The organism is Microcoleus sp. F10-B2 (assembly GCF_036704965.1).
Taxonomy (GTDB): Bacteria; Cyanobacteriota; Cyanobacteriia; order Cyanobacteriales; family Microcoleaceae; genus Microcoleus.
This window is the reverse complement of sequence record NZ_JAUBTB010000035.1, coordinates 1-18,707: the sequence shown is the minus strand read 5'-3', so window position 1 is coordinate 18,707 and position 18,707 is coordinate 1. Positions and strand designations below refer to the sequence as shown.

At 46.1% G+C, this 18,707-nt stretch carries 17 protein-coding genes and 1 tRNA gene; 7 read left to right on the top strand and 11 right to left on the bottom strand.

Annotated features, from left to right (window positions below):
- Positions 1-140 precede the first annotated feature (140 nt).
- The 4 genes from QUA99_RS15350 to alr all read right to left on the bottom strand — a co-directional run bounded on the left by QUA99_RS15350 (position 141) and on the right by alr (position 3,820).
- Positions 141-229, bottom strand: a tRNA-Ser gene (locus QUA99_RS15350).
- Positions 230-382: 153 nt separating this feature from the next.
- Positions 383-1,510, bottom strand: coding sequence for a patatin-like phospholipase family protein (locus QUA99_RS15345; protein WP_333238123.1), 1,128 nt, complete (start codon positions 1,508-1,510; stop codon positions 383-385).
- 47 nt (positions 1,511-1,557) lie between these two features.
- The gene (locus tag QUA99_RS15340) at positions 1,558-2,406 is read right to left on the bottom strand and encodes a mechanosensitive ion channel family protein (protein WP_333238120.1); all 849 of its coding nucleotides are present in this window, start codon (positions 2,404-2,406) and stop codon (positions 1,558-1,560) included.
- Between the two features lie 211 nt (positions 2,407-2,617).
- The gene (alr, locus tag QUA99_RS15335) at positions 2,618-3,820 is read right to left on the bottom strand and encodes an alanine racemase (protein ID WP_333238118.1); all 1,203 of its coding nucleotides are present in this window, start codon (positions 3,818-3,820) and stop codon (positions 2,618-2,620) included.
- Between the two features lie 249 nt (positions 3,821-4,069).
- Here alr and QUA99_RS15330 point away from each other — a divergent pair, with 249 nt between their 5' ends.
- The gene (locus tag QUA99_RS15330; RefSeq protein WP_333238116.1) at positions 4,070-5,650 is read left to right on the top strand and encodes a peptidoglycan-binding protein; all 1,581 of its coding nucleotides are present in this window, start codon (positions 4,070-4,072) and stop codon (positions 5,648-5,650) included.
- A gap of 95 nt (positions 5,651-5,745) precedes the next feature.
- Here QUA99_RS15330 and QUA99_RS15325 read toward each other — a convergent pair whose 3' ends face one another.
- The 4 genes from QUA99_RS15325 to QUA99_RS15310 all read right to left on the bottom strand — a co-directional run bounded on the left by QUA99_RS15325 (position 5,746) and on the right by QUA99_RS15310 (position 9,964).
- Positions 5,746-6,765, bottom strand: coding sequence for an S-layer homology domain-containing protein (locus QUA99_RS15325; RefSeq protein ID WP_333238113.1), 1,020 nt, complete (start codon positions 6,763-6,765; stop codon positions 5,746-5,748).
- 183 nt (positions 6,766-6,948) lie between these two features.
- Positions 6,949-7,836, bottom strand: a complete 888-nt coding sequence (locus QUA99_RS15320; protein ID WP_333238198.1) for a hypothetical protein — start codon at positions 7,834-7,836, stop codon at positions 6,949-6,951.
- Positions 7,837-8,270: 434 nt separating this feature from the next.
- Positions 8,271-8,876: a DUF1517 domain-containing protein gene (locus tag QUA99_RS15315; RefSeq protein WP_333238110.1), complete on the bottom strand. Its 606-nt coding sequence runs from the start codon at positions 8,874-8,876 to the stop codon at positions 8,271-8,273.
- Between the two features lie 596 nt (positions 8,877-9,472).
- Positions 9,473-9,964, bottom strand: coding sequence for a hypothetical protein (locus tag QUA99_RS15310; RefSeq protein ID WP_333238108.1), 492 nt, complete (start codon positions 9,962-9,964; stop codon positions 9,473-9,475).
- 358 nt (positions 9,965-10,322) lie between these two features.
- Between QUA99_RS15310 and rfbB the strand changes: the two genes are divergently transcribed.
- The 4 genes from rfbB (at position 10,323) to hpsJ-A (ending at position 14,191) form a co-directional block, all read left to right on the top strand.
- On the top strand, positions 10,323-11,429 hold the full coding sequence (rfbB, locus tag QUA99_RS15305; protein WP_333238104.1) for a dTDP-glucose 4,6-dehydratase: 1,107 nt from the start codon (positions 10,323-10,325) through the stop codon (positions 11,427-11,429).
- A 385-nt stretch (positions 11,430-11,814) separates the two neighbouring features.
- Positions 11,815-12,666, top strand: a complete 852-nt coding sequence (gene crtA, locus QUA99_RS15300; RefSeq protein ID WP_333238101.1) for a cyanoexosortase A — start codon at positions 11,815-11,817, stop codon at positions 12,664-12,666.
- Complete coding sequence (locus QUA99_RS15295; RefSeq protein WP_333238099.1) at positions 12,666-13,334, top strand: cyanoexosortase A system-associated protein; 669 nt, start codon at positions 12,666-12,668, stop codon at positions 13,332-13,334. Before crtA ends, QUA99_RS15295 begins: the two co-directional genes overlap by 1 nt.
- A gap of 179 nt (positions 13,335-13,513) precedes the next feature.
- The gene (gene hpsJ-A / locus QUA99_RS15290) at positions 13,514-14,191 is read left to right on the top strand and encodes an HpsJ-like protein, cyanoexosortase A-associated (RefSeq protein ID WP_333238096.1); all 678 of its coding nucleotides are present in this window, start codon (positions 13,514-13,516) and stop codon (positions 14,189-14,191) included.
- A gap of 287 nt (positions 14,192-14,478) precedes the next feature.
- Here hpsJ-A and QUA99_RS15285 read toward each other — a convergent pair whose 3' ends face one another.
- The gene (locus tag QUA99_RS15285) at positions 14,479-15,129 is read right to left on the bottom strand and encodes a cofactor assembly of complex C subunit B (RefSeq protein WP_333238094.1); all 651 of its coding nucleotides are present in this window, start codon (positions 15,127-15,129) and stop codon (positions 14,479-14,481) included.
- A 153-nt stretch (positions 15,130-15,282) separates the two neighbouring features.
- Positions 15,283-16,014, bottom strand: a complete 732-nt coding sequence (gene rpaB / locus QUA99_RS15280) for a response regulator transcription factor RpaB (RefSeq protein ID WP_071587789.1) — start codon at positions 16,012-16,014, stop codon at positions 15,283-15,285.
- A gap of 163 nt (positions 16,015-16,177) precedes the next feature.
- Between rpaB and radA the strand changes: the two genes are divergently transcribed.
- Together radA and QUA99_RS15270 are read left to right on the top strand one after the other, a co-directional pair.
- Complete coding sequence (radA, locus tag QUA99_RS15275) at positions 16,178-17,734, top strand: DNA repair protein RadA (protein ID WP_333238092.1); 1,557 nt, start codon at positions 16,178-16,180, stop codon at positions 17,732-17,734.
- 45 nt (positions 17,735-17,779) lie between these two features.
- Entirely contained in the window at positions 17,780-18,007 is a 228-nt protein-coding gene (locus tag QUA99_RS15270; RefSeq protein WP_333238089.1) for a type II toxin-antitoxin system prevent-host-death family antitoxin, read from the top strand.
- A 412-nt stretch (positions 18,008-18,419) separates the two neighbouring features.
- Here the strand turns inward: QUA99_RS15270 and QUA99_RS15265 are convergent.
- Positions 18,420-18,707, bottom strand: a 288-nt coding sequence (locus tag QUA99_RS15265) for a TraX family protein (protein WP_333238087.1), incomplete at its 5' end; no start/stop codon positions are given.

The window sequence follows — 18,707 nt, the reverse complement described above, 5'->3', positions numbered from 1 at the left end:
TATTGCGGCTAGACTAGACTTAAACTGCAAAAATAATTTGGACGGGCTAGAAGCCCATCCCACAAAAATTTCTTGTGGGATGGGCTTCTAGCCCGTCCAAAAGTTTGATTAAAAGGAATTTTTTCCTACAAGCTCTAAAACGGAGAGGGAGGGATTTGAACCCTCGAAGGATGTTAACACCCTTAACAGATTAGCAATCTGCCGCTTTCGACCACTCAGCCACCTCTCCAAGATGACAGTAACTAACTATAGCACACACATCCTCTTCTTGCCAACCCCTAATTTAAAAATTCTTCAATCCCTTACTCTGTATACTTTTCGCCGCAGGCAAAAGGCAGATTTTACCAAATATCTGCCTCTGACCCAACTCCAGACTCGAAACCTACTCCCCAAAGCCCCTAGCTTTCAAGTGCTTCTCCCAACTAAAATTGGAACTCAAAAAGAACCTCTTAGTATATAAATATCCCAAGCGATACAGGTGAGCCTTGCGATCGCCATCGAGATTAAAGTCCGTCGTCGTCACCCCAGCTTCAGTCACATCAATATTAATCACCCTGCCCTTATCCATTTCTCGCTGGTGATAGCGGTCTCTTGCTTTCATCATCGTTCTGAACATCGCTGCCAGCATCGACAGCGGAGTATCAATCTTAACTTTACTCTCAATTCCGGTATCGACTAATCGAAATCCAAAGGTAAACCAGCGGGGCATCGCGAGAGTCGAACCGAAAGATTGTTTGTCATAAATCCACAAGGGGAAATTGCTCAAAATTCCGCCATCGACAATTAAGTCATCGCCGAGTTTTCCAGGTTCAAAAAATAACGGAATACTCATCGACAGCCGCACAGCTTCAGCTACGCTAAAATCTTCGGGATTTGCCAGTCGCAACTGCTGGTATAAAGCATCGGAATCGGCAGATTCCTGGCGTCGTAAGTCGTCGGGAAGCACCAACATTTCACCGCGAGTGAGGTTGGATATTACTACTTTTAATTCCCGGTCTTTTACGATTTGTTTGACATCGGCAAAAGTGTGCAAGTTACCTCGACCGAGCATTGCTTCCAGCCACTGCCGGAACGGCTGCGCCGAATATTCTCCCATTTGACGGCTAACTGTGAGAAAAAGTAGCGTCCAAGCTGGGGATTGCAAGTCGTCGGCGGGGTCGCCGTTTAAAATTAGAGGACTGTTTTTTTGAGTTAAAAATATGCTGTAATCGAGCTGTCCTAAAATTTCCTCTAAATCATCAATTGACAAGTCGGTTGCCAATACTGCGGCAGTAATTGCACCTGCCGAAGTGCCGGCCAATTTTCGCCAGTTGATGCCCAAATCGCTACAGCATCTGAGCGCTCCTAAAAACGCAACTCCGCGCACGCCGCCGCCTTCAAAAACACCGTCGGCATAGATTTGACCGTTTTCGTCGGGAGGCGGAAATTTGCTGAGAATTGTTTGTTTCTCGGTGGGGGTGATTCTGACACCGGGTTCTTGCAAAATTTGCTGTGGATACCACTGACTCATGGGAAATACCTCGGCTCGATTTGGGATTTGAGATTTGAGATTTATATCTATTGTTCTTGATTTTTGTAGGCATTCATGGCTTCTTTGACGTGTTCTTGAACTTGCGATCGCACTTGTTCGTAGGCCACCGACGCGCACCAAGGTCGGAGAGATAAAATAGTTGTATCGGGAGTAATCTCGGCTACCAAACAAGTCGGGGGCGGATTCTCCAGCACCAGCGGGTGGGAGTGGGCAATTTCTAATAACTCAGCTACTGTCGGACGGATCGGCCGATCGCCAATATCAATCTTCAAGTCTACTCGCCTCGTTCCCATTGCCGTTGTATTTTTCAGTGTACCGTTAAACAACTGATTATTCGGGACAATAATTTTTATGCGATCGTCTGTCACCACGGTGGTTGAAAAAATCCCGATGCTGTCCACCACTCCCTTAACATCGCCAGCTTCAATCCCATCTCCCACTTCAAAAGGCCGCAAACTAATCAACATTACCCCAGCAGCAAAGTGCGACAAAGTATTTTGCCACGCCAAACCAATGGCCAAACCCGCGGCACCCACCACCGCAACCACACTGGTAGTTTGAATTCCCAACTGACTCAAAGCAGCGACTACTCCCACTACCAAAATCGTAATTTCAGCAGCTTGAACTAAGAATTTCCGCAGCGTGGCTTCGGTGCGACTCAGTGCACGGCGAGTCACGCGGCCCGCAAAGTTGATCGCAAATCGCGTAATTAACAAAATGCCGATCGCCCACAGCAGTTGAGGTACTATTTTAAACCCCAATTCCACGAATCTTTTCGAGAATTCTTGGGCTACTTCCAAGGCTTGTGTTCTTTCTGCATTTAGCTGGGAATAGAAGGTTTGGGCTATTGGTAAAAACGTCTGAATAAATGTCATATCAATTGGTAATTGGGAATTGGAAATTGAGAATTGCCGTCTCAGTATTATCACTTATTACGAGAGTTCGACAGGGGTTTTTAACCCCTGTCTCATAGCGGAAGTCCTCTAAAAGAAAACTAAAGTCGATAATTTTATCCTTCAAACTCTTGAGTCGGTTTAAACCGACTTTTGCTATGAGGCAGGGGTTTAAGCCCCTACCTGACTATTGTTAATAGTGTACTGCTACGCGGGGCAATCGGTGTTTAAAACCGCAAAGAATTTCCCACGAAATAGTTCCTAAAGTCGCGGCCCAATCGTCAGCAGTAATTTGATATTCCCCATCTTTGCCCAACAGCGTCACCACTTCACCGACTTCTAAATCGGGAATATCAGTTACATCCAGCATTAACTGATCCATCGTCACCGCGCCCACTTGTCGCACGAATTTACCCCTGATCAAAACCTGCATTTTATTAGAAAGATTGCGCGGAATGCCATCTGCATAGCCGATACCAATTACGGCAATCTGTGTCTGGCGCTGAGCTATAAATTGATAGCCGTAACTGACGCCTGTTCCTGCTTCAATTGTTTTCACCTGCGTTACCCTAGCTTTTACCTGCATTGCGGGCTTCAAATTGGATCTCGACTGCAAGTGAGGTGCTGGATATAGACCGTAGGTAGCTAAACCGACTCGTACTAAATCGTAGTGCAAATCCGGGTCAGCGAGGGCAGCAGCAGAGTTTGCCAAGTGGAGGCGAGGGGGGGTAATTCCTGCTATTTTAATTTGCTCGATCGCCCGTTTAAACCGCTGGTGCTGCTCTCTCATAACTGCGGGATCGGGACTGTCTGCTGTCGCCAAGTGAGAGTAAATGCTGGCTAATTTTAAATTTGGCAACCGCTTGACTAATTGCACAAATTCTGTTGCTTCTTGCCAGGGCGTACCCAAGCGAGACATTCCCGTATCTAACTTAGCGTGAACCGGCAAAGATTGGTTAATGCCTGCGAGAACTTCCGAAAAAATTAGGGCTTGTTTGGCAGTACAAATAGTGGGCTGCAAGTACCAATGGGCGATCGCCTTTACCTGTTGGGCTGTATGGGTTGCCCCCAACAACAAAATCGGCGCTTCTATCCCAGCTTCTCGCAACTCTATTCCTTCGGGAATTGTCGCCACTCCCAGCCAACTAGCACCTGCTTGCAATGCTGTTTGACTGACGGCAACAGCACCGTGTCCGTAAGCATCCGCTTTCACAACTGCCATCAGTTCTGTATGGGGAGATAAGAGTTTTTTAAGATGTTTTACATTGTGAGTTAAAGCTGCTAAATCGATTTCTACCCAAGCCCGCTGGCAAAGTCCCCCGTCACCGTCCCACAGCAACGTCTGGCGGGATTCTTTTGTCGTTGATTCTGCGGTTGTTTTTTCCCCACTCCACATTGTCGATCGCTCCTACTTGCTTACACCATTAAAAACTGCTCTAAAAACTGCTAGGATATTTCACCCTAAGTTTGATTATAATAAGATTTTTCCTTTAATCAATGTTATACAACTTAAAAAAAAGAATGCAACTGGAGGCAAGCTGCAAACCCATATTGCATCAGTCATTTCCCCTCTAAAATCTAAAATCTAAAATCTAAAATGGTATTAACTGGTGTATCATAGCACCAAAAATACCCGGTAAAAACTATGGACGGACTGGCCTACCTACATTTAGCTGAAACTTGGGAAACGGCAGCGGGTCAAACTCGATCGACCAACTCAAAAAGGCACCTGAATTTAGCCTCAACTCGTTTACTTTTCTTTACGATCGCTCTCACAATTTTCAATTTAGTCAATCCCGCACTCGCCCTCAAAAAAGGCGATTCTGGCCCGGAAGTTGCAAACCTCCAGAAAACTCTGCAAGCAGCAGGATATTTTGGCGGTAAGGCTACAGGATTTTACGGTTCTCTCACCCGCGCTGCTGTGAAAAAGTTTCAAGCAGACAACAACCTGAAAGTTGACGGAATTGTTGGCCCTAAAACCTTGTCAGCACTGAAAGATAAGCCAGAAGACGCGAGTATGGAAGCTGCGGAAAAAATTTCGCCAAATGTCGATCAATCTTCGCCATCTCCTACCCCCACATATAACACAAACGAACTCGAAGAGCAAACTAAAAATCAGCCCCAAGAACCTCTATTTCAAGAGCCATCTTTGCCACCATTTAAAACTGAAAATTCCGACGATCAAGAAAGTGAATTGCCAGCCACAAAGCTAGTAAATCCTCCCGATAACACTCAAGGAAAAATGACCTTGAAAAAAACAATTTACGGCAACATTTCACCCAAATCAATAGTTTATTCGGGTTCGGGTTTATTTTTTGCTCAAAACATGATGTACCGCCACACAATCACAGTTTACGACAGGAACTTTAAATTAGTCAAGACTATTCCAGATACAGTAAACTTGTCGAAGTTCGGTTTTTCTAAATTCAAAGGCAATTATCAAGGCTCTCCCGTAGAAGCTGCTTTTTCAACCGATGGCAAATATGCCTATGTGTCCAACTACAAAATGTACGGTTCGGGGTTTAGCAATCCGGGAACCGACAGGTGCTCTCCAGCGGCAAAACACGACCAAAGTTTTCTGTACCGCATCAATACCCAAACTTTAAAAATAGAAAAGGTAATTCCTGTAGGTGCAGTTCCGAAATTCAATGCTGTTTCGCCTGACAATCGCTTCGCGCTCGCTAGCAATTGGTGCAGTTGGGATTTGAGCGTAGTTGATATCAATAAAAATCTCGAAATCGAGCGAGTAAAACTGGGTGCATATCCTCGGGGTATTGTTGTCACTCCCGACTCAAAAAATGCCTATGTTGCCATCATGGGTTCTTCCGACATTGCGAAAGTGAATCTCATAGACTTTTCGGTAGAATGGCTGAGAAATATTGGCAATGCGCCGCGTCATTTGACGATCGACCCCAACGGAAAGTATCTTTATGCAACTTTAAACGGTGAAGGAAATGTGGCAAAGATTGACCTAAAAACTGGTAAAGTGGTGGACAAAATTTCTACTGGAAAAGCCCCTCGCAGCATGACAATTTCTGATGAGGGCAAACTGCTTTATGTGGTCAACTATTTCTCGAATACTGTGAGCAAAGTTAGGACGAGCGATATGAAAGTGCTGCAAACAGTGAAGGTTAATTCAAGCCCGATCGGGATTACTTACGATCCGGAAACTAATCAGGTTTGGGTAGCTTGCTATTCGGGGAGTATTATGGTGTTTCAAGATTAATATAGCTGCTTCGCAGTAAGGGCTGGAGTCCTGACTACAAACAATAGCGATTAAATGTTATTTTGGGGCGGCCGATGAGCAACGCCCCTAAAATACTATTTGGACGACTTTAAAGGCTTCACAACATACTCTGAAGCCTTAGCAGGTACTTGACCTTTTTTGGCCATAGCTTGGTAAATCATGGCTGCTACTTCAGCGCGAGTTGCTATTCTATTCGGCTGCAAAAGTGTGCGCTTCGGGTGGTTGACAACAATGCCAGCTTCTGTGGCTGATGCTACTTTGTTAACTGCCCATTTCGGCACTTTTGCCCTGTCTGTATAAACTCGTAAAGTTTTGGTTGCTTTTGTTGATGGTTTCAGGCTCAAACCGCTTGCTAAAGCTGCGATTACTTCGACACGCGGAATCTGTTTTTCGGGACGGAACTCATTGTTTGGGTATCCTTTAAGATATCCAGTTTTGACGGTGTGGTCGATCGCAGTAGAGGCAGGACTTTTGTCTTTTACGTCTTTAAAATCAATCGATTTTCGGATCGGCTCTTTGTCGTCGGACATTCGCTGAATTAACCGCGCTAGTTCTGCTCGCGTCATCGGTTCGTCGGGCCGAAATTTGTTGTCGGTGGAATCAGCAAAAATTTTGCGATCGACTAAAGCTAGAATGAACGGGCCCGCCCAATATTTGTCAGGAATATCGGAGAATCTAACGGGCCCAACTTTTGGTTTAGCCGCTTTGGGTTTGGTAATTGCCGGATCGGGAGTCGATCGCGCAATTGGCTTGGGAGGAACAACGATTACACCCACCGGAGGAGTTGCCGGTACAACTGGCCCTAAAGGTGCCACAGGTGCGACATCCGGTTTTGAGGGAACGGGGGTTGTAGCGGGCGATCGCAAATCCGAATTGGGCGGCGCAGGCGTTAATATTTCCGGGTTCGCGGGCGTAACAGCAGGTTGAGAGAAAACGGCTGGAAATTGCCAATTTCTGGCATTCAATCGATCGGGATTTTTACCTGTTACCCAAAATAAAATTGCTCCCATCGTGCCGAAGGCAACCAAGATAGCAATCAATTCATCCAATCCTAGAGGATTTCTTTCCCCTGACGGGGGTTGTGAAGAAGACATATTGTCACCTACATACCAATGTAGAAATTAAATCACATATTTTTTTGGTCTGGGAGAAACAGATAAGGCTAAATCAATTATTCCAAAGTTTTCATTCTCGATACCTGCGGCGGCGTGGCATCGAGAGGATAGATAAAATCTACTTTTACCGATCCTCAGTTGCTGATTTTTGCAATCTTCAACTCAGCGCCTTCTGCCACTCCCGAAAGAACCGCTCCGACTGGGTTGACGAGAATTCCTGCCACTACCAAAACTCGGCTGCCGCTTGTATTGATTTTGACGCGGCTGCGGCGATCGCCTCAAAGTGCTGCCGCCGTAACCCGAACCGGTCGATCTATTACTGGGATTTGGACGTACTGAGGGTCTTACTGGCTGGTTGTACGTGGGCGATCGCAAGCGGCCGGTCGTCCTTAAAACTTGACGGTTTCTCACCTCAGGAGGCGGAGTTCGGTAGCGAGTTTGATATTGGTTAACAGCTTGACCGTAAGTATTGCCATAGCCGCCATATCCTGTCATAATTCCCGGCTGATAGACTGGCGGCATATAATATTGCGGTCTAAATAACAAACTGCCGATCGCCTGACCGGCTATAGCCCCAGCAAACGGTGCCCAGAAGCCAGATTGCTGTCTCACTACTACGGTTTGCGGCTGACCGGTTTGAGGGTTAGTGACAGTTTCAGTCACGTTGTGAACGTACTCAATTTTAAAATCTTCTGTCAAATGCAAAACCGCTTTATTGTTATCCAGATTTAGATAACTTTTCTTGCCTGCCGATATTTCTTCATCCGTTAAGCGAGCCATTTGCAAATCCCTAGTGCGGTAAACTGGGGGACTGCCTGCGGGAGTATTCAGCAACATTAAACTGTATTCACCATCCGCATCGTTGTAGGTAGCTTGCTGTACGGGATATTGACCTTGAGCCAAGTTATTGTTGGCCGCAGGACGAACCGTGTTAACATTACTATTTGCAGCCGGATTGGCAGGAGGTTGTGGGGTAGGAGAACCGCAGGCGGTTGCCGTCCACAACAAAGTTAAAGCCATTAAATAAATTGTCAGTTTTCGCAGCATCATCATAAATAGTTATTGGTAATTAGTAAGGAAAAAGGAAGAAGCAAACAACTTCTAGCCCGGGTTCTGTGAATTGCGTGTCCTGAATCAAGGTAATTGGTAATTATCAACGACTCGATTTACATTCTATCGCTAATCGAGCTTGAAGTCATAACTTGATTTCTTATTTATTCCCAGCTTGAGGAATTCCCTCATCACTACAAACCTGTGTTCTTTTCCCTCTTTTCTGCTCGTCCGCTTGGAGTATAGCAATCCTAAATCATTTACATAATTATTGTAGGGGCAATCCCCCTGTGGTTGCCCGATAGATAGGGGGTAGGCAAAGAAAGGCACTACCCCTACAAATTTATCTGAATCATTTAGGATTGCTATAGACATCGTTTTTTTGTCTGAGCGAATTCTCTTCGCCGCTTCGATGGTTGGGATTTTTCTAGTTTTTAAAGGGGAATAAGTTCTGGGAAATTGACCAACACTTGGTCGCTGGTAAGTTCGTCTCCCAACTGTGCGGGAGAAAAGTGAACTTGCACAGCTCGGAGCCTTTGCTGGTAATTTAAATTAATCATTGCTTTTAAACCGACTTTCAGCGCGCTGATGTCAGCGAGGTCTGTTTCTAGGGCAGGAACTTCGCCTTCATAAGCAACTGTCAGCATCACTACGACATTTCTAGTTACCGGCAAAGACAAGGGGGAATTTTTATCGTAAACAGATGTGCTGTATTGAGGCTCGCTGAGATAGCGCTCGGCTGAATCAGTGAAAAGTTCATCCACATAATCGCCGGCTTCGCCTTCATTCCAAAAAACATCGCCTTCATTGGCTGCTGCTTGCCAGTAGTTGTCGTACTGCAACAGGTGATTGCAAATTTCTACAAGACCTTCTCCTAAGACTGCTACGTCGCCATCGGCATCAATTGCTTGTCTGGCGGTGCGGTTGAGAACTCCTAACAGCGGTGCAACTTCTTCGCCTGTTAGGTGAACGAACACCCGGCAAACTGCCAGTCGAGTTTTACCTGTAAATTGATTGAATCGATCGCGCCAAGCATTCATAATAACCTATAGTTGTAATTTCTAGGGCTATATTTCCAACGATAGCAGGCGATTTCACTCTTGCCGTCTAACCTCAGATTGATATCGAGGGCATTTTGAGCGATCGCCTCCGCACCGTACTGTCTCGCTTTGAGTCATCTAATTTTATCGCAGTTTTCAATCGGAGCAAATACAGTAGGGAAATAGCACTGGCTTTTCCTGACGGGGAACTGCGACTTTTAATAATTGGTATGAGATTGAGAATTTTAGCCAGACTTTTTTAAATTAGTATTAATTCCGCGCTCCGAGAGCTTGGCCGGAATATGAGATTGTGCGCTATCGATTCATTTGTCTATTGTTTGCTGTGCTTCGCGATCGCGATCGTATGAATTCCGGCTGCGCCGGAATGAGATAGAGGACACGGCGCCGTGCCGTTTCCCTACCGCGATCGATTGTAGGGACTAAGGCACTCGCCGTGTCCTGATTTCGGGTAAAATTAATTCCGACACAACCGGAATTGATATCACAGGAAATTGTCGGTAGATAATTTTACCTCAAAAAACCTCCAATCATGGAAGATTGGAGGTTTTTTGAGCGAATACTTTGGTTTGAGATAACTATTTGACGATCGCGCTTTGGACTTGTTCGATCGCAATTTCAGAACTCAACTCGGCAACTGGCGAAACCGGCAAATCCAGCTCGCCGCCCGGAGCTTCCGGGTGTTCGCGAACGGCTGCAACCGCATCTGCTGGCTCAGCTACACCTGCATCTGCGATCGGATCGATCGGCTCTTCAAAAACTTCAAAATTATCGGTCATCGCAGCGCAAGCAGCAGAAGCGCGCTTGCCGGCGCGGTAGCTCATGTAGGCCGCACCTGCGCCCCCAAGCCCGGCCAAACCCAGCAAACCGAGAGCTGCTGTTTTGTAGGATTTCCACGGATTCATGCGCTCCGAACCGCCGGAACCCAGGATCGTTGTCGCAGAACCAGATTTAGCCGCGCCAGATTTGCTGTAGGAACAGGGGAAAGCAGATGCGGCGTCACCGATGGCGATGCTGCTTGCGATCGCGGCGACGGAAGCAATGCCAGCTAACACTTGAAACTTCTTCATGGTGTTCTGGAGATTGTAAAGGATAATTAAAAAATTAATGGTAACAGCTCTTTACAAATGTATCAACTCTGCGCGCCCTCCAAATCGCGGATCGATCGCAAATTTCAACTATAGCCTGACGCAATTCAAATTTTAAATTGCCAGCTTAAAAATCTGCAATGGTTGCTCTGTAAGCGTTTTGACTAACTGAACGGAATTGTTTGAAGTATTGTGAAGCAATATGCGCGATCGCGCCCAAATTACAAAATCTGAGGCGAGACAGTAGAAAATTTAGTTACAGGCTGGCAAACACTTGGTGACAAACTACTTTTAAGGCTACTTTTGAAAAGGCTTAGTTATTGGAAAAACTCTTATTTTTATGACAGACAGCGGGAATCAAGGCATTGAGCGAGCCCCTCGCCGATTGTTGGTGACGGGCGGGGCTGGATTTATCGGCTCGAATTTCGTGCATCACTGGTGCAGCAGCTATCCGGGCGATCGAGTAGTCGTACTCGACGCTTTAACCTACGCCGGAAACAGACAAACCCTGGCAACTTTGGAAGGAGGCGAAAATTTTCGGTTTGTGCAGGGGGATATTTGCGATCGTACCCTAGTCGATACCTTGCTCAAAGAAGAAAACATCACCACAGTCGCCCACTTTGCCGCAGAATCCCACGTTGACAGGTCAATTATCGGGCCTGCCGCCTTTGTTCAAACAAACGTTGTCGGAACCTTCACGCTTTTAGAAGCCTTCCGCAAGCATTTTGAAGCAATTGATGAGGCCTCTCTCAAAGCACAAATGCGCTTCCTCCACGTTTCTACCGACGAAGTTTACGGCAGTCTCGGCCCCGATGACCCAGCCTTCACAGAAACAACTGCCTACTCGCCCAACAGTCCCTACTCAGCCTCCAAAGCTGGCAGCGACCACCTCGCCCGCGCCTATTTCCACACCTACGGCGTCCCGACAATTATCACCAACTGTTCCAACAATTACGGCCCCTATCACTTCCCAGAAAAGCTCATTCCGTTAATGTGCATCAATATGTTATTGGGCAAACCGCTGCCAGTTTACGGCGACGGTCAAAACGTGCGAGATTGGCTCTACGTGCTCGACCACTGCCGCGCTTTAGATGTCGTTATCCACCGCGGCCAACCTGGGGAAACCTACAATGTTGGCGGTAACAACGAGGTAAAAAATCTCGATTTAGTAAAAATGCTGTGCCAGCTAATGGACGAATTAGCTGAGGATTTACCCGCCCGTCCTTGCGAACAATTGATCGCATTTGTCAAAGACAGAGCGGGGCACGATCGGCGTTACGCTATTGATGCCAGCAAAATTAAAACTGAGTTAGGTTGGACTCCCTCAGTAACCGTTGAAGAAGGTTTGCGGCAGACTGTAGAATGGTACTTAGCCCATCGGGAGTGGTGGGAACCCCTGCTTTCGGAGGAATATCAAACTTACTACCGGAAAGTCTACTCTAATTAATCTACTCCTGGACGCACGGGCTACCAAAAACCAGAACCGGTAAAAACTGGTTTTTAAGCTCAAGAGTGCGTCCAGAAAGGTTTCTGTCTTGCCTTCAAGCTTGACATTTAAACTCCAAGGGCAGAAACCGGGTTTGAGGGACGAAAATCTGTCGTTAAGTGCGATCGATCGCACTTAAAAAACCTGTTTTCTTTGGTATGAGCGCCTAACTTCAGATTTAATTAGGTGCAGGTAACTATCACACACATTCGCCCTTGTCAATCTTTGTGAAGATTTAGTTAAAAATCACCCCAAACGCATAAATTCAAGTGTTTGTAGCTGATAATTTTAATAGAGTTACAATATTAAGCATTTTAGAAGCTTTTAGTAAAAACAAAAAGCAGCAATGACCGAAATAAACTGGCTCAAGCACATCCAAGAACCTAAATACTGGCTGTTAGGCATCGCCTCCGGTTTGATTGCCCTACACCTAACTCTGACTTCCCGAACAAACGACACTGACTTGTTCGGTACAATGTTACTGTTTTGGGGAGTCGTAGCATTTCTCATTTGGGAAAGGCACGAATCCTTAACTTTTGAAAGCGGAGTTTTCGCCAGCTTCTTTGGGACATCGTTAATTGCTTTAATATTGCTCAAAAGTTCGTCGATATCGGGATACGACTTTTTTATCAGAGCAACGCCTTTTTTGTCGGGAATCAGTCTAGCATTGCTGGCTTCGGGAACAAAAGGACTGAAACAATATTGGCAGGAACTTCTAATTCTTGCTTATACAGCTATTCCTCCAGGATTGATCGGAGTATTCGTTGATGTCGCCCTATTAACAGCAAAATTTTCAGCTTTCCTCCTCCACTATCTAGGATTTGAAGTGGTGCGGAAAGGGGTTTTTCTAATCCTGGAAAAGGGCAGCGTGGAAGTGTATCACGGCTGTTCCGGCGTAAATGCGATGCTACAATTGTTAGGACTAGCTCTGGTTTTCTTGCTGATGTTTCCTACCACTACGGGTCAGAAAATTGTACTGCCATTCGTGGCCGTAATTACTGCATTTCTAGTTAATGCCGCGCGAGTTGCTCTCATGGCCGTGCTGGTATCGCTATCTCAACCCGAAGCATTTAAATACTGGCACGAAGGAAATGGTTCGGTAATCTTTTCGATAATTGCTGTATTTCTTTTCGGGTTATTCTGCTGGTTTGCAATTTTGAAAGACGAAACCCAAAATAAGGAAAAACAGAATTGCTAATGGCTATTACCTATTGGAAACCAGTGAGAATTTCCCTGTTGGCTGTTACTTTGGGAGGGGTTTTGTTGGTTGCCGGAAAATTGCTTTTTTATCCATCGATCGGCAATAATATTGTTACCCCGTTTGAGTTGCCAGAGTCGGTGCCTCTAGCCGATTGGAAACTAAACAAGAGCGCGCCGCTGAAACTTAGCGACAATTCAGAATTCAAAGCTGCCAGGAAATATGAATACAAAAAAAATAGCATGGCTCTAGAAATAGAGATGCGCTATGCGGTAGACACTATTGGAGATGTCGAAGGTATGATGAAAGGACATACTATTCTCAAGTCATCTCCTGGTAAACTAGCATTAGCAAGCACTCAAGGCGCAGGGTTTCACGGATTTTTGCAACAGCAAAATCGACTGTATTTGAGTTCGTGTATTAATCCTCGCGGCCCTGCTACAGTAACTTCCCAACAGTTTAGATACAATCGAAATACTCGCGATTGGCAGCCAAACCGCATTCTGTTTTGGCTGTTGGGTAGGGGAAATATTCAAGACCGGCGCTGTTTGTGGACTCAGATGTCTGTGCCTTTGGATAAAACAACTCCAGAAAATGCCCAAAAAATTCTAGAGAATGCTTGGGTTTCTTGGTATGGGTGGTGGCAGCCGCGATTTCCCGAACCTTGACTCAAACCAGTCGATTTGAGATTTGAGATTTGAGATTTGAGATTTACTCGACAGGTGAATCTGCAAGCTTGAACCTTAGTCTAAAATGTTTGGCTCTCCACGGCTGTTGTCGGAAAGCAAGTATCCGTTTTTGGGCGGAGTCAAGAGAGATTTTTCTTAACAACAATTCTGATTATTTTATGAATGACTTACAAGGCGAGCAAGGTTTTTCTATCTACAGGCTGCGTTGGATTGGCTACGGTCTATTAATTCTGTCTTTATTAGATACGATTGCAGTTCTTATACCAGCAAATTTTGGCAATCGCGTCTGGGAATTGCAGACAATTGGGGCTGTAGTGGAACGGGTGCCAGTTCCTTTACTGGCAATGGCCCTGATATTTTTTGGAGAAGGGTACGACCGCAGACGTTTGGAAGACGTTTTTTTGAAGGTTTTGTCTTGGGTCTGTCTGCTGCTGGCCTTGGTTTTTCTGTTGATGCTACCTTTGGGAATTTTTGGCGCTATCTACGTCAACAACCAAAATAACCAGCAAATTACTACTCAAGCAAACCAACAATTAGCTCAGTTGCAGCAGGTGGAAGAACGGCTGAATAAGGGTACTCCTGAAGATTTAAGGAATTTGGCGGGGGAACTTACCCGTTTGGGGGTACAAACGGATGCGCAAAACCCACAGCAATTGAAAGAGCAAATTCTTTCGAGAATTACTCCGGCTAAGGAACGGTTGCAGACGCAAAGCGCTGCGGTTCAGTCAAGCCAGCGCTTGGGGTTATTTAAAAATGCTGTTAAGTGGCTGCTGGGCGCGCTGATTTCTAGTGTTTTGTTTTTTACGATGTGGCGCGGTACTGATTGGGCTCGCTAGTAGTTTTGAGTTTTGAGTTATATCATATCCGGTTAATCAGTTATCATTTGAGTGCGAGCGTCTCGCTCGCTCGCGCAGAAGCTGGCACTCGCAAATAAATATAAGCGATCGACCGGACATGATATTAGATGTAATATCAATTCCGGTTGCACTAGCAACTGAGGACACGGCACTGCCGTGTCCCTACCCAAAATAATCATGAGCCCCCCTCGGATGTAACTATCGTTCGATTAATTGTAGGGAAACGGCACGGCGCCATGTCCTGACTGTGGGTAATATTAACGAAGTTAGGAATTTAGGTGCTCAGCGATCGTATTTTCGAGTTTGTCGGCAATCCCTTCAACCCAGTTTTCATCTTGTTTTGTATAGCTGCGGGGCGCGTTAGCACCTAAGATTAAAACGCCTTGGGTGCCGATAGGCTGACAGATGACTCCTTGAGTATTTTCTGGCAAATAGTCAAATTCAATTTTGCCGGGATAAATATTGAGATTTACTAAATAAACTGGTTTGTTTTTGTCGAGAACTCGCTGCAAAATTGGCCCTGGTTTGACTTCGGGATTGATGCCTAAAATACCGCGCCGCAATAGGACTTTTCCCTGATACACAATTACGATCGACCTTGTGGCGGTATTTGTCAACAGCAAACGCGACGCCCAAGCTAATTCTATTTTCACCGCCTCCGGCAAATCCGGGGCAAATTCAAAACCTTCTTCGCCGATAAGTTTTACCGAATCGGGCGATCGCGCTTGCACCTGCTGCCACAGCAAACCTGTTAAAATCAGCAGAGCGCTGACAATTACTCCCAAAGCGTCCGATCGAGCTTGAGAATCTGTGATTTGCTCTGTCAGCAAGCGGTTGACCATTAGCAGCGTACCTGCTAAACCTCCTGCAACTAAGGGCAATTGCCGCAAAACTTTATTAGGATCAGATTTAGTCATTAGTCATTAGTCATTAGTCATTAGTCATTAGTCATTAGTCATTGGTAATTGGTAGTTGGTAATTTAACTAATGCCAACTGCCAACTGCCAACTGCCAACTGCCAACTGCCAACTGCCAACTGCCAACTGCCAACTGCCAACTGCCAACTGACTTTATCCTACTTCTCCAATTTCGACAATTCGCTGGAAGAGATAGCCAGTGCCGCGGGCGGTGAGAATTAATTCGGGATTGCTGGGGTCATCTTCCAACTTGGCCCTAAGCCGCGAGATGTGAACGTCCACTACGCGGGTGTCTACGTGGCGTTCTGGCGTGTATCCCCACACTTCCTGCAAAATTTCCGATCGCGAAAAAGGCTCTCCAGAACGGCTGACAAGCAGTTCTAACAAGCTGAATTCCATGCCCGTGAGCCGAATTCGTTCGTCGCCTTTGTAAACTTGGCGCTTGTTGGTGTCAATCCTAATATTGGTGACGTGGATGACTCCCGAACTGGGAATCCCCGAAGCGCCATTTTTGTCAACCCGGCGCAGTACCGAACGGATGCGGGCTTCGAGTTCTTTGGGAGAAAAAGGTTTGACGACGTAATCGTCGGCGCCCAATTCTAAACCGGTGATGCGATCGGCTACGTCTCCCAAGGCGGTTAGCATGATGATGGGTACGTCTGACTCTTTACGCAACTCCTGACAGACGCCGTAACCGTCTAGCTTTGGCATCATCACGTCCAAAACCACTAAGTCGGGTTCGGTGTTGCGAAATGTTTCGAGAGCTTCTTCGCCGTCAGCAGCGGTGACGACATCGTAGCCAATCATGGAAAGGCGAGTCTCCAGAATGCGGCGGATACTGGCTTCGTCATCGACTACCAGAATTTTTTCTTTATGGTTTTCCAAGTTACCGAGCACTCCTTAAGTTACATTTCAGATAATGTTATTTTTTTGTACCCTATCATAGAAGACACAAATTGAATCATGGGCGGCGATTGGTCTGAAAGCTTGATAAGTGCTTTAACTCAGACTTTTCTAAATTTTAAGGGTGACTCTTTATCATAAAACAATGCCTAAGCCTCGAATACAATATATTTGTCGGGAATGCGGCTATGATTCACCACAATATTTTGGCAGATGTCCTAGCTGTCAGAAGTGGGATTCTTTTGACGAGCAGTTAGAGCAACCTACTGCTGGTGTGTCGCGGGCTGGTTTAACTGGGGTGACAACTAAGACAGTGGGCGGTTCGCCCCCTGATAAGTCGAAGGGTCAACCAAGGGTATCTTTCAGATTATCGCAGATTTCCGACCAAACTCAGTCTCGCTGGCCTTCTGGTTACGGGGAGCTCGATCGAGTTTTGGGAGGCGGGATTGTTCCGGGCTCGCTGGTGTTGATTGGGGGAGAACCGGGAATCGGGAAATCGACGCTGCTGTTGCAGGTGGCGAATATGTTGGCCCGCAAGGATCGGATACTTTATGTCAGTGCGGAGGAGTCGGGCCAGCAGGTGAAGTTGCGATCGCAGCGTTTGGGAGTAGCTAATCCGGTTGATTTGTCAAGCAACGGCGGGCATAAATCTGGCAGTAACGGGGAAGCTAAAAAGGATTCGGAGGACAATTCAGCGGAGAATTTCTATTTGCTTCCAGAGACGGATTTAGAGGTTGTTTTGCGGGAGTTGGAAGCGCTGAAACCTAATGTGGCGGTGATTGACAGCATCCAAACTATTTATTTTGCTAGTTTAACATCGGCTCCGGGTTCGGTGGCTCAGGTGCGGGAATGTACGTCTGCTTTGATGCAGGTTGCGAAAAGAGAAAATATTACTTTATTTATTGTCGGTCACGTTACGAAAGATGGAGCTTTGGCCGGGCCAAGGGTTTTGGAACATTTGGTAGATACTGTACTGTATTTTGAGGGCGATCGCTTTGCTTCTCACCGACTTTTGCGATCGATGAAAAACCGTTTTGGCGCGACTCATGAAATCGGTGTTTTTGAAATGGTAGCCAACGGTTTGCGAGAAGTAGATAATCCGTCGGAGTTGTTTTTAGGGAATAGAGATGAATTTTCTCCCGGTACTTCGACGACTGTTACTTGCGAAGGAACTCGACCGATTTTAGTGGAAATTCAGGCGTTAGTCAGCCCTGCAAGTTTTGGTTCGCCGCGCCGCACTACTACTGGTGTGGACAATGCTAGATTGCAGCAAATTTTAGCTGTTTTGGAGAAAAGGGTGGGGATTCCTTTATCTAAATTAGATGTGATTTTGGCGACGGTGGGCGGGTTGAAGGTGGATGAACCGGCGGCAGATTTGGCAGTTGCGATCGCCGTTGTGGCCAGTTTTCGCGATCGGGTGGTTGATGCGCGCACTGTTTTGCTCGGAGAAGTGGGTTTGGGGGGACAGGTGCGGCCGGTTTCGCAATTAGAGTTGCGGCTGAGGGAAGCGGCAAAATTGGGTTTCAAAAGGGCGATTATTCCTAAGAATCAACCGGTGCCGGAGTTGGGGATGGAGATTATTCCGGTGGCGAAAGTAATCGATGCAATTATTGCAGCGATTCCGGCTACTCCCGCTCAGTTGCAGCCTGGTGATTTAGAGTTTCAGCCTGTGGATTTGGAGGAAGAGGATTTATCTAATTGAGTTACAATGGTGATGTTATAGATTGATATTAAGGAGGCACAAGTTATGTATATAGTAGACATTATTGAGGCTAAAGAAAAACTTCTGGAATTAATCGCAGCGGCGATGAGAGGTGAAGAAGTTTCGATTAGTAAAGATAATCAGCCTGTTGTAAAATTGGTAGGGATACCGGCAGTTAATAAGAAGCGCTGGCCATCCAAAGCTGGGAGTGCTAAAGGAATGGTTTGGATGTCTGATGATTTTGACGAACCGCTAGAAGAGTTTAAGGAGTAAATGGAATGAGGTTGTTGTTGGACACTCATGCCTTTATTTTTATGCTTATATGCGGCTGTGGTGAATTAAATTAGTTTAAAAATAAAGAGGCAAAAAGGAGGTAATAGCAACGTGAGCGTTAGATTACATCCCCATGCTCAAGCACGATTGATTGAGCGATGTGCAACGGAGGCAGAAGTAATTGCTACGGTTGAAAGTGGCACAACTTTTCCGGCTCAATTGGGCAGAACCGGAGTTAGGCGCAACTTTTCCTTCAATGCTGAGTGGCAGGGAAAAGTTTATGCTATGAAGAATCCCCAGCACTATAATATTGATGGGAGGATTTGGCGATGGCCCAGTTTAGGCTCTGTTAGGCGAGACCGCGAAATACAGCGGCCTAAGCTCCCCTCAAGTTCGATTCTTGAGCCTTCCCTTATAGAATTGCTCGCAGCGCTGTTAGTCCTGCCAGGTGGATTGGGTAAAAGTAGTAGAAGAACTTTTTCTCGATCGCCGTTGGCTTTCGGTCTTTGGTTGGGTTGTGGTATGCCAAGATTATTGGCGTGAAGATTGCGAATAGTTGAATCAAGCTGCCTGCACTGGTGGCATAGATGATATTGGCAATGCTCCAGCTTATCCACCACATTCGATCGCCTTTGCCTTTTAGATTAACCATCAGTAGCGGGCAAGCCACTGCATACCAGCCGTAACTGACTCCTAAAAC

What these genes read in the sequence shown, in the direction of transcription:
- QUA99_RS15325 (WP_333238113.1), bottom strand. Translation starts at nt 6,765, where the DNA reads ATGTCTTCTTCACAACCCCCGTCAGGGGAAAGAAATCCTCTAGGATTG.
- QUA99_RS15285 (WP_333238094.1), bottom strand. Translation starts at nt 15,129, where the DNA reads ATGACTAAATCTGATCCTAATAAAGTTTTGCGGCAATTGCCCTTAGTT.
- hpsJ-A (WP_333238096.1), top strand. Translation starts at nt 13,514, where the DNA reads ATGAATGACTTACAAGGCGAGCAAGGTTTTTCTATCTACAGGCTGCGT.
- QUA99_RS15295 (WP_333238099.1), top strand. Translation starts at nt 12,666, where the DNA reads ATGGCTATTACCTATTGGAAACCAGTGAGAATTTCCCTGTTGGCTGTT.
- QUA99_RS15315 (WP_333238110.1), bottom strand. Translation starts at nt 8,876, where the DNA reads ATGAATGCTTGGCGCGATCGATTCAATCAATTTACAGGTAAAACTCGA.
- QUA99_RS15345 (WP_333238123.1), bottom strand. Translation starts at nt 1,510, where the DNA reads ATGAGTCAGTGGTATCCACAGCAAATTTTGCAAGAACCCGGTGTCAGA.
- alr (WP_333238118.1), bottom strand. Translation starts at nt 3,820, where the DNA reads ATGTGGAGTGGGGAAAAAACAACCGCAGAATCAACGACAAAAGAATCC.
- QUA99_RS15340 (WP_333238120.1), bottom strand. Translation starts at nt 2,406, where the DNA reads ATGACATTTATTCAGACGTTTTTACCAATAGCCCAAACCTTCTATTCC.
- radA (WP_333238092.1), top strand. Translation starts at nt 16,178, where the DNA reads ATGCCTAAGCCTCGAATACAATATATTTGTCGGGAATGCGGCTATGAT.
- rfbB (WP_333238104.1), top strand. Translation starts at nt 10,323, where the DNA reads ATGACAGACAGCGGGAATCAAGGCATTGAGCGAGCCCCTCGCCGATTG.
- QUA99_RS15320 (WP_333238198.1), bottom strand. Translation starts at nt 7,836, where the DNA reads ATGATGCTGCGAAAACTGACAATTTATTTAATGGCTTTAACTTTGTTG.
- QUA99_RS15310 (WP_333238108.1), bottom strand. Translation starts at nt 9,964, where the DNA reads ATGAAGAAGTTTCAAGTGTTAGCTGGCATTGCTTCCGTCGCCGCGATC.
- QUA99_RS15270 (WP_333238089.1), top strand. Translation starts at nt 17,780, where the DNA reads ATGTATATAGTAGACATTATTGAGGCTAAAGAAAAACTTCTGGAATTA.
- QUA99_RS15330 (WP_333238116.1), top strand. Translation starts at nt 4,070, where the DNA reads ATGGACGGACTGGCCTACCTACATTTAGCTGAAACTTGGGAAACGGCA.
- crtA (WP_333238101.1), top strand. Translation starts at nt 11,815, where the DNA reads ATGACCGAAATAAACTGGCTCAAGCACATCCAAGAACCTAAATACTGG.